14 protein-coding genes are annotated in these 13,738 nt (G+C 40.1%); 11 read left to right on the top strand and 3 right to left on the bottom strand.

The genetic code is table 11. The features are described 5' to 3' along the window. Window positions 1-159: 159 nt before the first annotated feature. The 5 genes from BCG07_RS05065 to BCG07_RS05045 all read left to right on the top strand — a co-directional run bounded on the left by BCG07_RS05065 (window position 160) and on the right by BCG07_RS05045 (window position 6,282). Complete coding sequence (locus BCG07_RS05065; protein ID WP_203985152.1) at window positions 160-852, top strand: tRNA-uridine aminocarboxypropyltransferase; 693 nt, start codon at window positions 160-162, stop codon at window positions 850-852. A gap of 798 nt (window positions 853-1,650) precedes the next feature. Next, complete coding sequence (locus BCG07_RS05060) at window positions 1,651-2,655, top strand: Fe(3+) ABC transporter substrate-binding protein (protein WP_286889061.1); 1,005 nt, start codon at window positions 1,651-1,653, stop codon at window positions 2,653-2,655. Beyond that, complete coding sequence (locus tag BCG07_RS05055) at window positions 2,655-4,286, top strand: ABC transporter permease (RefSeq protein WP_008131115.1); 1,632 nt, start codon at window positions 2,655-2,657, stop codon at window positions 4,284-4,286. Before BCG07_RS05060 ends, BCG07_RS05055 begins: the two co-directional genes overlap by 1 nt. Next, complete coding sequence (locus tag BCG07_RS05050) at window positions 4,287-5,336, top strand: ABC transporter ATP-binding protein (RefSeq protein ID WP_243531707.1); 1,050 nt, start codon at window positions 4,287-4,289, stop codon at window positions 5,334-5,336. It abuts the gene before it with no gap. Window positions 5,337-5,382: 46 nt separating this feature from the next. Beyond that, window positions 5,383-6,282 carry a Dyp-type peroxidase gene (locus BCG07_RS05045; RefSeq protein ID WP_006794542.1) on the top strand — a complete coding sequence of 300 codons (900 nt, stop codon included), beginning with the start codon at window positions 5,383-5,385 and terminating at the stop codon, window positions 6,280-6,282. Here the strand turns inward: BCG07_RS05045 and argR are convergent. Then, window positions 6,279-6,746, bottom strand: coding sequence for a transcriptional regulator ArgR (gene argR, locus BCG07_RS05040; RefSeq protein WP_006794541.1), 468 nt, complete (start codon window positions 6,744-6,746; stop codon window positions 6,279-6,281). The two genes, BCG07_RS05045 and argR, sit on opposite strands and share 4 nt — an antisense overlap. A gap of 224 nt (window positions 6,747-6,970) precedes the next feature. Here argR and mdh point away from each other — a divergent pair, with 224 nt between their 5' ends. Beyond that, the gene (mdh, locus tag BCG07_RS05035) at window positions 6,971-7,903 is read left to right on the top strand and encodes a malate dehydrogenase (RefSeq protein WP_006794540.1); all 933 of its coding nucleotides are present in this window, start codon (window positions 6,971-6,973) and stop codon (window positions 7,901-7,903) included. A gap of 95 nt (window positions 7,904-7,998) precedes the next feature. On the opposite strand, the gene ispB is transcribed toward mdh, so the two are convergent. Further along, on the bottom strand, window positions 7,999-8,970 hold the full coding sequence (gene ispB / locus BCG07_RS05030; protein WP_008131122.1) for an octaprenyl diphosphate synthase: 972 nt from the start codon (window positions 8,968-8,970) through the stop codon (window positions 7,999-8,001). Window positions 8,971-9,392: 422 nt separating this feature from the next. On the opposite strand from ispB, the gene rplU reads away from it, so the two are divergent. The 5 genes from rplU to BCG07_RS05005 all read left to right on the top strand — a co-directional run bounded on the left by rplU (window position 9,393) and on the right by BCG07_RS05005 (window position 12,288). Beyond that, on the top strand, window positions 9,393-9,704 hold the full coding sequence (gene rplU, locus BCG07_RS05025) for a 50S ribosomal protein L21 (RefSeq protein WP_006794538.1): 312 nt from the start codon (window positions 9,393-9,395) through the stop codon (window positions 9,702-9,704). A gap of 16 nt (window positions 9,705-9,720) precedes the next feature. After that, the gene (rpmA, locus tag BCG07_RS05020; RefSeq protein ID WP_002957747.1) at window positions 9,721-9,978 is read left to right on the top strand and encodes a 50S ribosomal protein L27; all 258 of its coding nucleotides are present in this window, start codon (window positions 9,721-9,723) and stop codon (window positions 9,976-9,978) included. Window positions 9,979-10,119: 141 nt separating this feature from the next. Further along, window positions 10,120-11,271 (top strand): Obg family GTPase CgtA, encoded by a 1,152-nt coding sequence (gene cgtA, locus BCG07_RS05015; RefSeq protein ID WP_006794537.1) that lies wholly within the window; start codon window positions 10,120-10,122, stop codon window positions 11,269-11,271. Between the two features lie 71 nt (window positions 11,272-11,342). Beyond that, window positions 11,343-11,834: a type 3 dihydrofolate reductase gene (gene folA, locus BCG07_RS05010; RefSeq protein WP_243531704.1), complete on the top strand. Its 492-nt coding sequence runs from the start codon at window positions 11,343-11,345 to the stop codon at window positions 11,832-11,834. Window positions 11,835-11,913: 79 nt separating this feature from the next. Next, window positions 11,914-12,288 (top strand): DUF3718 domain-containing protein, encoded by a 375-nt coding sequence (locus BCG07_RS05005; RefSeq protein WP_008131132.1) that lies wholly within the window; start codon window positions 11,914-11,916, stop codon window positions 12,286-12,288. 157 nt (window positions 12,289-12,445) lie between these two features. Here BCG07_RS05005 and BCG07_RS05000 read toward each other — a convergent pair. Beyond that, window positions 12,446-13,738, bottom strand: a 1,293-nt coding sequence (locus tag BCG07_RS05000; protein ID WP_286889047.1) for an alpha/beta hydrolase family protein, incomplete at its 5' end; no start/stop codon positions are given.

Raw genomic sequence — 13,738 nt, 5'->3', positions numbered from 1 at the left:
ATAAAATGCCATTTTATTTTGAGCTGATAGCTGATAGCTGATAGCTGATAGCTGATAGCTGATAGCTGATAGCTGATAGCTGATAGCTGATAGCTGATATCTATTCATCACGTTTTTAGCTACAATATGCGCCGATCAAATTTAAGGTAATTAATCACTGTGACTCACTCTTCTCATAATTCAGTACTGCTATTACGCGCTCAGCAAATTAGTGAATCTCGTCGCGAATTTAATGCCCGTGGCGCTAAGTTAGCACGTTGTGAGCAATGCTTAATTGCAAAGCACTACTGTATTTGTGAAGGCGTAGAGAAAGCGCAGTGCGATGCTGCAGTGTGTTTATTGATGTACCATAACGAAAGTTTTAAACCTTCAAATACGGGGCGTTTAATTGCCGAAATTATACCCGATAACCATGCTTTTAAATGGGATAGAACTAATCCAGATGATGCGCTAATAGCGCTTATTAATGATGAGCAATATCAGCCAATGGTTATTTTTCCTGCTGAGGATGTAGAAGAGGGGCGAGCTATTACGCAAGTGAATATTGAGCCTAATAAAAAGCCGCTATTCATATTTTTAGATGGTACATGGCGTGAAGCGAAAAAAATGATTCGTAAAAGCCCATATTTAGATAACTTGCCCGTATTGTCTATTACAGCTGATAAGTTATCAGATTATCGCTTACGAGTTGCGCCTCATGCGCATCAATTAGGCACAGCTGAAGTAGGTATTTTAGTGCTAGCACTCGCGGGTGAAATGGATGCAGCTAAAAAGCTTGAGGATCACTTTATAAAGTTTAGAGATGCGTATCTTATGGGAAAACGAAATAAAGGCAGACCAGAGTCTCTTTAATACCGATTGTATTGAGTGGTAGTATTAAATTTAGGTCAAAGAAAAGCGCGCTCTATCTCTAGGCGCGCTTGCGGAATCTTCTAATTTTCTGCATCCTGCAATTGAACTTAATCAACTCCAATTTTTACTGTTCCATGTTTATTGCTATATTACTTTTTAGTTCTATGCAATATAAGCCAATCCGGGCTTATCTCCTTTATTCCTATACGTCCTGTTGCGGTAAAACCTATTACCAAATCCTTCATTTGCACGTCCTAGTGCTTCCGTGTTGTTATCAGTCCATTGTGTTGCCTGTTAAGGCCTGTCCTTTATATTCCTTCAACTTCCTGTTAAGCAACACTCCAATGTTGCACTCCTGTGTGCATCTTCCTGATGCTGTCCGTTTATTAACACTCCGTTGCGATACTCATCCTGAGCCTGTCCTAACTCCGTGTTATCCTTCATAACCAGTCACTGGTTTGCGAGTAATTGATCCCTGTCCTTTTACTCGTTAAGCGTCATTGCTTAGTTGATGAGGTAATTATAGGTGAATGGTCCAACTAAAGTAGGGCAAAAACCCTAAATAGTTTATGTATTATTATTGTTAAATACTATATAGGTATTAAATATCAATGGCTTATGTTGTTTTTGCTAGGTATTTAATCGGCGTTTTACTTATAAGCTGCCACTTCCGTGAGATATCTCTTACAGGGTATTTCTGTTTTGGACGCTTTTTTAGTATTTATGGGTATTTAGGGTGTGCACTTTTTAACTGTTCACGGTAGAATTATTGATAATAATTACTATTTAGGTGGAATAATGAAGAAAACACTCGCTATCGCTTTAGGGTTTATCGTATCGGCGCCAGCCTTTGCAAATGATGTTGTTAATATTTACTCTTTTCGCCAACCTTTTTTAATACAACCTATTTTAGACGATTTTACAAAACAAACCGGTATCAAAACAAATGTTGTGTTTGCTAAAAAAGGCTTAATCGAGCGTGTAAAACGCGAAGGTAAACATAGTAAAGCTGATTTAGTTCTTACTTCTAATTTTAGTGCACTCATTCAATTGGAAGATTTAAACTTAACTCAAACAATTAATAGTACTAATGTAAATGCTAACGTACCTTCTGCTTTTCGAGATGGAGATGGCCAATGGGTCGCGCTAACAAAACGCGTGCGAAATGTATATTCGTCGAAAGATCGTTTGGGCGCATTACCAAAGCTCACTTACGAAGAACTAGCCGATCCAAAGTATAAAGGGCAAATTTGTACTCGTTCAGGTAAACATCCGTATAACCTAGGGTTAGTTGCTTCAATGATTGCGCATCACGGTGAAGCGCAAACTAAAACATGGCTTGAAGGCGTCAAGGCTAATTTAGCACGTAAACCACAAGGCAATGACCGTGCTCAAGTTAAAGCCGTTAAAGAGGGGCTATGTAATCTTGCGTTAGGCAATAGTTACTACTTAGGTAAAATGTTGCAAGACGAAGAACAAAAAACATGGGCTGAGGCGGTACACATTAATTTTCCTAATCAAATTAATCGTGGTTCACATATTAATGTTTCGGGGGCCGTTATTACTAAATATGCTAAAAACCCTGAAAATGCCTTGAAACTCATAGAGTATATGACCGACAATAAAGCGCAAAACATGTATGCATCGCTTAATATGGAATACCCAGTTAAGCCTGGTGTGCAATTATCCAGTTTGGTTGCATCATGGGGCAGCTTTAAAGAAGATAGCTTGCCACTTGATGAGATCAGTAAATATCGTCCGTTAGCGCTTAAGTTAATTGATGAGGTGAAGTTCGATCTTTAATGACTTATAAATTTAAGCTGTCTAAATGGCAGCTATTCGCGTGGTCGACAGGTTTAGTTTTGTCGGCCCCGTTGTTCTTCCTTCTTTTTGAATCGCTACAAGGCAACTCAGAGGTTTTTACTCACCTTTGGGACACTGTGCTTTGGGATTACATTTCTAATACTGTACTACTTATATTGGGTGTGTGTGCACTCAGTAGTGTTATCGCGTTGCCACTTGGTTGGCTAACTGCTTATTGTAACTTTCCCGGTAAAAAACATTTTGAATGGGCGCTCATGCTGCCCCTTGCTATGCCTACTTACATTATTGCCTACGTGTATACTGATTTACTTGATTACGCAGGACCCGTGCAAATAACTCTAAGGGAGTGGTTTGGCTGGCAATCTCCCAGTGACTATTGGTTTTTTGATATACGTACCCTGCCGGGCGCAATAGTCATGATTGCCTTGGTGCTTTACCCATACTTATTTTTAATTTTTAAAACGGCTTTGAGAGAGCAGTCTTTTAAATTGGTACAGGCAAGTCAATTAATGGGACTTTCCCCAACTAAAAGTTTTTTTAAAGTGAGTCTTGTATTATCTCGTGGTTCTATTGTTGCGGCCCTTGCGCTTATTAGTATGGAAACAATGGCCGATTTTGCAACAGTAAGTTATTTTGCTGTTAGCACGCTCACAACCGCGGTATACGATACATGGTTTGGTTATTACTCCTTGACTGCTGCTGCAAAAATATCAGGTGTCATGCTGTTACTACTTTTTTTAGCGCTTATGGCAGAGCGCTTTAGTCGTCGTAATCAAGCTGTATTTGAACGCCAATCGGGCGTAAATAGTGAAGCACTTTATATTTTAAAGGGAAAGTCGGCTTGGTTAGCAACGGCATTTTGTGGCACGGTTTTACTTGTATCTTTTGTGATCCCGATTGCAGTATTACTTAATTACGCCATTACCTACTTTGAAAAAGCATGGAGTGCTGAGTTTTTTAATTATGCGTGGCAAAGCCTAAAAGTGGCAGGCGTTGTGAGCGTAATAACAATTGCATTAGGTGTTTTTGTTGTTTTTTATCAGCGTATAGCAACACAGTCTTACCCTCTCGTTCCTGGGCGACTAGCGAGTACGGGCTATGCACTGCCTGGCACCGTATTAGCAATTGCCGTTTTATTACCTCTAACACTGTTAGAAAGTAGTATTAATAATGTATTAGAGCCTTATAATTTAGACATAGGTTTGTTACTAACAGGCAGTGTGTTTACTATTGTGATTGCTTATGTCGTTCGGTTTTATGCCATTGCTCACGGAGCGATAGAGTCGAGCTTTGTGCGTATTAGTCCATCACTTGATATGGCAAGCCAGTCTATGGGTAAAAGCCAAGGCCAAACATTGCGTTTAGTGCACCTACCTTTATTAAGAAGAGGCTTACTGACAGCTGCCTTACTCGTTTTTATTGAATGCATGAAAGAACTTCCTGCTGCGTTATTACTCAGACCATTTAACTTTGAAAGTCTAGCAACGCATGTTTTTCAGTACGTGAGTGATGAGCAGTTAGAGCTGGCTTCTATATCTGCTTTATCTATTGTTATTGTTGGATTTATCCCCTTGTATTTTATTAATCGTTCTATGGAGCAACACACTTAAATGAGTAGTTTAATTTTGCAAGGTGTCAGCTATCACTATAACGGTACAAAGGTGATCGAAAACTTAGACTTAACCGTGGGTAAAGATGAGATTGTATGCTTGCTTGGTGCCAGTGGCTGCGGTAAAACCACCACATTAAAAGCCATTGCAGGCTTAGTTGAGGCCAAGCACGGAAGTGTATTTATAGATGGCAAGCTGGTAAGTGATGGGTCAACATTTATTGCACCAGAGCACCGAAATATAGGTATGATGTTTCAAGATTACGCGTTGTTTCCTCATCTAAGCGTAGCAAATAACATTGCGTTTGGGTTAGGTAAAATGAGCCAATCCGAAAAACAACAGCGTGTGGATGAAATGCTTCAGTTAGTGCATTTGTCTGGTTGCGCAGATAGATTTCCTCACCAGCTTTCTGGTGGGCAGCAGCAACGCGTTGCAATTGCCCGTGCGTTGGCTTATAAACCAAGTTTACTACTTCTTGATGAGCCGTTTTCAAATATAGATACCCAAGTTCGTTTTGAATTAATTGCAGATATTCGCCGTATTATTAAGGCGCAACAAGTATCAGCGGTATTTGTTACCCATTCAAAAGAAGAAGCTTTTGCTTTTTCTGACACGCTTGCCATTATGGACCGCGGTAATATTGCCCAACAAGGTACGCCAGAGCAGCTTTTTGCAGCTCCTAGGTCAAAGGTGGTTGCAGAGTTTCTAGGTCAAGGCATATACTTATCCGCAGAAGCATTAACGGCTACTGAATATAAAACACCTTTTGGCACCGTTGAGTCAGATATGCAAACGAGCTGCTATCCATGTAGTGGTGAGTTATATGTGCGACCTCACCAAATTGAACTTTTGCAAGAGTGTCAAAGTGACAAACTCAGTAAACGGGCTACAATATTAAGTCGTCGCTTTATTGGCTCTGCGTATGTTTATAAAGTTGTTATAGCCGAACAAACGCTTGAAGTTGAAGCGCAATATGGCCAATCATTTGAAATCAATGAGCAGGTTATAATAAAAATAAAACCCCACACAGTGAATTTTTTTGAATCATAGTTAATGTGATTCACTGTGTACATATCTGTAAAACTGAGGAATAACAATGGCGCAAGCGCAATCTGGGATTTGTGCTGAAGCAAACCTGCATGGTTTGCATTTATTTTTTAATGTGTTTGATGGTCAAGACGAATCATTGCGCGCTAAATTAAAACAAGTAAGCGCAATTGAAGAAGAGTTTAATGATCAGTTTTCAGAGTCGATGTTGTCGTGCGTTGTTGCCATTGGCGCCCAATATTGGCCTCATATTCTTCCTGAGTATATTCCTAGTGAGCTGCAAAGCTTTCCTAATATAAATCATGCAGATCACCAAATGAGTGTTCAGCCGTGCGACTTGTTTGTGCAGGTGCGTTCAGACAGAGAAGACGTAAACCACTTATTTGCATTGCAAGTTTTAAAGCTTTTTGCACCTGATGTGGAGCTGGTGGAGCAAATACGTAACTTTCGTTTTTTAGATGGCCGAGATTTTAATGGTTTTATTTATGGTGGTGATATGCCACACGGAAGAAAAAAGCGTTCAACTGCTTTAATTAATAAACCTGGTTGTTTTGAAGATCAGGGAAGTTATATTCATGTTCAGCGCTATAAACACGACTTAACTGTTTGGCAGCACTTATCGCTCAGTGAGCAAGAGCAAATTATGGGCCGTACACGACTTGATAATACGCTTATAACCCCAGCATTAAATACCAGTCATGCCACGCGTAGCGAATTAAAAGATGAAGAGGGGCAACCCCTTTTGTTGAATCAAAGCATGCCTTATGGCGATGTTTATGAGCAAGGTATGTTATGCATAAGCTGCGCAAGTACTGGTACTGCATTTGAGGCTGTATTAAATAGCCGTTTAGGAGAGGGGGAGTGTTACGACCATTGGCTTGATTTTACTCAAGCCGATATGGGGTCTGCTTTTTTTGCCCCCTCAGTTGGGTTTTTAAAGCAAATTTAAACCGTATCAAATAAAATACGTACTCGTTCAAGCGTAACGTCTATTTCAGAAATTTTAGCTGGGGCAATAAATATAGTATCGTCTCCGGCAATAGTACCTAATACACCATCGGCCTTTCCTAACGAGTCAAGTAAGCGGGCAATAAGCTGCGCAGCGCCTGGACTGGTGCGAATAATGATCATCATTTCATTATGCATAATATCAATGACTAACTGGCGTAATGGGCTTTTAGCGGTCGGCACTCCCATTTCAGCGGGTAGGCAGTAAACCATTTCTTGTTTAGCGTTGCGGGTACGCACAGCACCAAACTTACTTAACATGCGTGACACTTTACTCTGGCTTATATTGTCAAAGCCTTGCTCTTTAAGCGCATCAACTATTTCGCCTTGAGAGCCAAAGTTTTCTTCTTTTAAAAGTGATTTAAACGCTTTTACCAATGCTTCTTGTTTATCTTGAGGTTGCATAGTCTTTATTCATTATTGTTATTTATGCTGTAAATAGTACACAAAAATGAATAATTATGCAGCAGTTGTTTAGTCAACTTGACAGTTTGATGCGATAAACCACCAAAGTTTACAACTATGGTCGAAAATATCGCAAAATAGGTCCGATAAATTTGTTTTTAGGCGCTAATTTCATTATCTTAAGGGCCACAAGTATTTCCTACCTCAAATGACGGAGAATTCCAATGAAAGTTGCTGTATTAGGTGCTGCAGGCGGTATCGGTCAAGCATTGTCTTTACTATTAAAAACAGGCTTACCAGCTGGTTCTGAATTATCACTTTACGATGTTGCACCAGTTGTACCAGGTGTTGCTGTTGACCTATCACACATCCCAACTGATGTTAAAGTAGCAGGTTTTGGCGCAGACGATTTAAACAAAGCGCTTGACGGTGCTGATATTGTTTTAATCCCAGCGGGTATGCCACGTAAACCAGGTATGGATCGTGCAGATTTATTTAACGTAAATGCCGGTATCATCAAAACACTAGCTGAAGGCATTGTAGCTAGTTGTCCTAAAGCACTTGTGGGTATCATTACTAACCCAGTAAACGGCACAGTACCGATTGTTGCTGAAGTGTTCAAAAAAGCAGGCACATACGATGCAAGCCGTGTATTTGGTATTACTACGCTTGACGTGATTCGTTCAGAAGCATTTGTTGCTGAACTTAAAGGCGTAGACGTTGCTACAGTTAAAGTACCAGTAATTGGTGGTCACTCTGGCACAACTATTCTTCCTCTACTTTCTCAAGTTGAAGGCGTAACTTTCACTGAAGACGAAGTTGCTGCACTTACTCCACGTATCCAAAATGCAGGTACTGAAGTAGTAAATGCTAAAGCAGGTGGTGGTTCAGCTACATTATCAATGGGTGCTGCTGCAGCACGTTTTTGTATGTCTTTAGTTAAAGGCCTACAAGGTGAAGATGTTGTAGATTACGCATACGTTGCTGTTGAAGATGGTGATGCAGAGTATTTTGCACACCCAGTACGTTTAGGTAAAAACGGCGTTGAAGAAATTCTTTCTTACGGCGAACTAAGCGCATTTGAAGAAAAAGCGAAGAACGATATGCTTGAGACACTGAAAAAAGACATCAAAGAAGGTGTTGATTTCATGGCGTAATAGCCAGAATGAGCATTAAAAAAGCCTGCATTTGCAGGCTTTTTTGTTGCTCGAATGTTATTTACTATTAGTGTTAAATAACAGGCTCGTTAAGGCTAGTGATCACGGTCAACGGCTATACGGGCTAAGCTTACCAATGCGTGCTTGTATTCAGATTCTGGTAAAAAATCTAAGCAAGCAATTGCTTTATCGGCTTCAAGCTCTGCTTTTTGCATTGTAAACTCAAGCGCATTGGTTTGTTTTAACGTAGATAAAATCTCTTCTAAATGTTCCATACCATTACTGTGCTCAATAGCATCACGAATTAACTGTGTTTGATGCGCATTACCGTGTTGCATTGCATATATAAGTGGTAGGGTAGGCTTACCTTCGGCTAGATCATCGCCTATATTTTTACCTAGCTGGTCTGCATCGGCGTTATAATCAAGCACATCGTCAACAAGTTGAAATGCCGTACCTAAGTGCATACCGTATAAGTTTAATGCATTGAGCGTGGCTTCATCATTATTGGTAATAATAGCAGCAAGCCCGGTAGCAGCCTCAAACAGCTTAGCCGTTTTAGAGTAAATAACTTGCATGTAGCTGGCTTCGGTTGTGTCTGGATCGTTGCAATTCATAAGTTGCAGCACTTCACCTTCAGCAATGATATTGGTAGCATCGGCGAGTATTTGCATAATTTGCATTTTGCCTAAACCAACCATTAACTGGAATGAGCGCGTGTATATAAAGTCGCCAACTAATACGCTAGCAGCATTACCAAATTCAGCGTTAGCGGTCGGGGTGCCTCGGCGTAAGTTTGACTCATCAACAACGTCGTCGTGTAATAAGGTCGCGGTGTGAATAAACTCAACAATGGTCGCAAGTGTAATGTGGTCTTTACCAGTATAACCTAGCGCTTTGGCAGCTAAAATAGCCAACATAGGGCGAACGCGTTTGCCGCCGCTATTAACTATGTATAAACCAAGTTGGTTTACTAACGCCACCTCTGAGCGCATTTGCGCATGTATAAGTTGATTGACGTCATTCATATCGCTTTCTATTAACGCCTGGATAGCTTTTATATCCATTGATCTCCGAGCCAATTTTTATGTGTGAACGGCGCAGATTGTACAACAAAAAACGCACTAGCTCGATATTTTGTGACGATTGATTTAAAAAACCTACCTAAAGTGCTTAATAAGTGCTTAATTCAATCACAAATGTGTTTAATTACTAGACGATGAAAGATGGTTTTTGAGTTTGAATAATGGTCGACGCAGGTTGTAATTTTATTAGTAGGGTTATTTTTGCAAAGAGTTAAAAAGCGCTTGGCAAAAGGCTTAATTAATATAAAATAGAGAAAATATTGAATTGCTCTCAAAGCAGCTACTTTTTATTCATTTTAATTACAAAATAGGCTTGCTAGTTATTTCGCGTTAGCGTAAACTTCGCGCCCTATCGAAGAATATTTTAGTTGCGCCGATTTGAGGGTGCACAGACGGAGTTAATTATGTACGCGGTTTTCCAAAGTGGTGGTAAACAGCATCGTGTGACTGAAGGTCAAACGATTCGTCTTGAAAAATTAGACGTTGAAACTGGTGCGGCAGTTGAATTTGATTCAGTGCTTTTAGTTGCTGATGGTGAGAAGATCGAGATCGGTGTACCGTTCGTAAACGGTGGTAAGATAACAGCAGAGGTTGTTTCACATGGTCGCGGTGAGAAAATTAAGGTTGTTAAATTTAGACGCCGTAAGCATTCTCGTAAGCAAATGGGCCACCGTCAATGGTTCACTGAAGTTAAAATCACTGGCATTAGCGCTTAATTAGAGGTACTTAGAAATGGCACATAAAAAAGCAGCTGGTAGTACTCGTAACGGTCGCGATTCAGAAAGCAAACGCCTAGGTGTTAAGCGTTTTGGTGGCGAATCAGTTCTAGCGGGTAGCATCATTGTTCGTCAGCGTGGAACACGTTTCCACCCTGGTACAAACGTAGGTATCGGTAAAGACCACACTATCTTTGCAAAAGCAGATGGTAAAGTTCAATTTGAACAAAAAGGTCCTTTAAACCGTAAATACGTAACTATCGTAACTGAGTAATCAGTAAGGTAGTTAAAAAACCCCGCCTTTGCGGGGTTTTTTGTTTTGAGACAAAAATATATACCAAAGCCAAGCCTGCAATCGGCTTGGCTTCGGTATATAATGTATAAATTAGCAAGCCAATCCCTAAAGTGAGTAATCATGAAGTTTGTAGATGAAGTAGAAATTCGCGCAGAGGCCGGAGACGGCGGAAGCGGTATCGTGTCTTTCCGACGTGAAAAATATGTCCCAGATGGTGGGCCTGACGGCGGTGACGGTGGAGACGGTGGTAGTGTTTATCTACAAGCTGATGAAAACTTAAATACCCTGATTGACTATCAGTTTGAGCGCTTTCACAGAGCTGAACGCGGTACAAACGGACGTAGCCGAAACTGTACAGGTAAAAAAGCAGACGACTTGTTTGTAATGGTCCCTGTGGGTACGCGTATAACCGATGTTGATACGCAAGAAGGGCTTGGTGATTTGACCCAACATGGTCAACGAATTTTGGTTGCAAAAGGTGGTTTCCACGGCTTGGGGAATGCACGTTTTAAATCAAGTACTAACCGAGCGCCTCGTCAAAAAACACTAGGTACACCCGGTGAAGTACGTAACTTAAAATTAGAGTTACTATTGCTAGCTGACGTAGGTTTACTAGGTTTGCCAAATGCTGGTAAATCGACCTTTATTCGCAGTGTGTCAGCAGCAAGACCAAAAGTAGCTGATTACCCATTTACAACGCTTATTCCTAATTTAGGTGTAGTGCGTCCGGAAGCTAACAAGTCATTTGTAATAGCTGATATACCTGGGTTGATTGAAGGTGCGTCTGATGGTGCCGGTTTAGGTATCCGCTTCTTAAAGCATTTAGAGCGTTGTCGTGTGTTATTGCACATTATTGACGTAATGCCTGTAGATGGATCAAACCCAGTCGATAATGCGTTTGCAATTATAAACGAACTGCATCAATACAGCCCTAAACTTGCAGAAAAGCCGCGTTGGTTAGTATTTAATAAAATAGATTTGTTACCTGAAGATGAAGCACAAGCACTATGCGATGCGATTGCACAAGAGCTAGGTGAGTCTGAAAATATTTATCAAATCTCAGCTATTAACAAGCTGCATACTCAACCGCTTATACACGATATTATGACATTGCTTGATAGCATGCCTAAAGAGAAGTTTGAGCAAGTTGAAGATGAAGAAATAGAATTTAAGTGGGATACCTACCATCAAAAAGCCACCAAAGGCGATGATGATGATTGGGATGACTGGGATGAAGATGATTACGATGTAGAAGTAGTCTACGAACGTTAATTTTCATTAAATATAAAAAGGAGCGTAGGCTCCTTTTTTGTTTTTTAATAGTAAAGTATTAGGTATTTAATGTGATTATTTCAATGATTGCCGCTATGGCAAATAACCGTGTTATTGGTCTTGATAATAAAATGCCGTGGCATTTACCTGCAGATCTCCAACATTTTAAAGCCGTTACTACAGGCAAGCCTGTGATCATGGGTCGTAAAACTTTTGAGTCTATTGGCCGTCCTTTACCTGGTAGACGCAATATTATTATTACGCGCAACACTGAATATAAGGCCGAAGGTATTGAAACGGTAACAAGCCCAGAGGCCGCGCTGAGCTTGGTTTGTGATGTTGAAGAAGTGATGATTATTGGTGGTGGAAATGTTTATCAGCAGTTTTTAACACAAGCTGAGCGCTTATATTTAACCTTTATTGATCTCGATGTTGAAGGCGATACACAGTTCCCTGATTACCAAGCTATTGCAAATTGGGAAGTGAAAGAAGAGCAATCTAAACAGCCAGACGAAAAAAATAAACATAGTTATAAATTCGTAACTTTATATAAATACTGCTAACATTATTGCGAAAGGTTAACTAGGTTGGTACAATATTAACCAGTTAACGTAGGAATAAAGTACCAAACAAGGGTCGACAATGTTTAAATTATCAAAGTTAGTTGTTATTTCTGCTATCGCTGCAGTTTCACTTTCTTACACAGCTCCAGTAAAAGCTGATGATCAACTAGCAATATCTATTTGCGAGTATATCGCAGCAGATGATAAAAACCGTTTACGTAGTAAGTTAAAAAGCTCTCGTGTAAAAATTCGTAACATATATGATTCTATTCAATGTAACGGTAATAACTTATTGCGTCATGCTGTTGCCAGCAATGCTGTAGATGCAGGTGAGTATATTGTTAAAAACTTATCTAAAAGTTCATTGTCAGACGGTGCCGACATAGCCTGGGCTGAAGGCAATCACGCAGGTTCTGCGCTTATTCCTGTAATTAAAGACCGTGCTGGTTTGTAATTATTAGTAATTTAAAAAAAGCCGCGATTATCGCGGCTTTTTTGTTGCTGGAAAAATAATTGACTATTTAGAGGCCGATATTACTGAGTAATATCGGCCTCTATCTGTCAGAGTACCCTGATCAGCTTTTATCATGTTTATTTATGAATGTCTCAGTTCACTCACTTATAAATGCTTCACCTTCAATCATCCATTTAGCTGCAGGCTGACCTTTTAGGTAATGATCGAAGTACTGCATCATACGGACTGAAAAATCGACCTGATTTGGGAATTTTTTAAGGTGATGCGGTTCACCTTCATACTGTAAAAAAGTGGCATCTTTGCCTGCACGACGAAGTGCTAAATAATACTGTACGCCTTCGTGCCATGGCACCGCATCATCTTTGTCTCCAAACATGATTAAAATTGGCGTATTGACCTTGTCAGCAAAAAATACGGGTGAGTTTTCAATATATAACTCTGGTGCCTCAAATAAGTTTTTACCTATGCGGCTTTGTCCTGTTTCGTATTGAAACTGGCGAGCAAGGCCTGACTTTAAGCGTATACCACTGTATGCGCTGGTCATGTTAGATACCGGCGCGCCTGATACAACCGCTTTAAACATATCTGTTTGGGTGATCATAAATGCACTTTGGTACCCGGCCCATGAGTGACCTTGCAAGCCAATTTTGTTTGGATCGGCAATACCAAGATCTATTAACTTTTGGGTAGCATTGATCATGGTTTGCGTTGACGATTTGCCCGGGTGACCTATTTCAAAACGAATATCAGGTAAAAAGATGGCGTAGCCATTTGATGTAAACATTGGGAAATTAGGGCGATGATTTAACTCCATTTTAGGAAAATCAAACATACGCTGGCTCATGTAACGATAAAAATAAACGACAACAGGCACTTTATCGCCTTTTTTGTAACCGTCAGGTTTTATTAAAACACCTTGCAAGTCTTCACCATCAAAGCCTTTGTAGCTAATCAGTTCAGGTTTTTCACCCCAAGCAAAATTTGCGGTTTGAGGGTTCAAATCAGTTACTTTTTGTGTGCTTAAAAAGCTTAAGTCGGTTTGATAGAAATCTGGGAACTGATGATAACTCTGTTCCGTAAATAGGTATTTATCTGCTTTCTTGGCCTTTTTAACAATATCAAAACGTTTATCACCACTGAGTACTTCAGTAATGGTCGTGTTTTCTAAATCAAGCTTTGCAATCCCCCGTTGCTTTGTTTGAAGGTCAACAGCAGTAACTAGCAGTGTTTCATCTTGTTTAAAGCCTACCTGGTTTCTATCAAGATTAATGACGCGATACTGTGTATTAGTCTGCTTTCCATTTGTTAAGCGTTTAGCTTGATTGGTGTTTACATTAAACGCCCAAATATCATATTTGCTATAAGCAAGTACTTGGCTGCTATCGCTCATCCAGCCTGCAAAACCATAGCCTGGTTGATCTGATGGGTA

This window comes from Pseudoalteromonas sp. ESRF-bin5 (genome assembly GCF_002632075.1).
GTDB lineage: Bacteria > Pseudomonadota > Gammaproteobacteria > Enterobacterales > Alteromonadaceae > Pseudoalteromonas > Pseudoalteromonas marina.
This window is presented reverse-complemented; position numbering and strand designations above follow the sequence as displayed.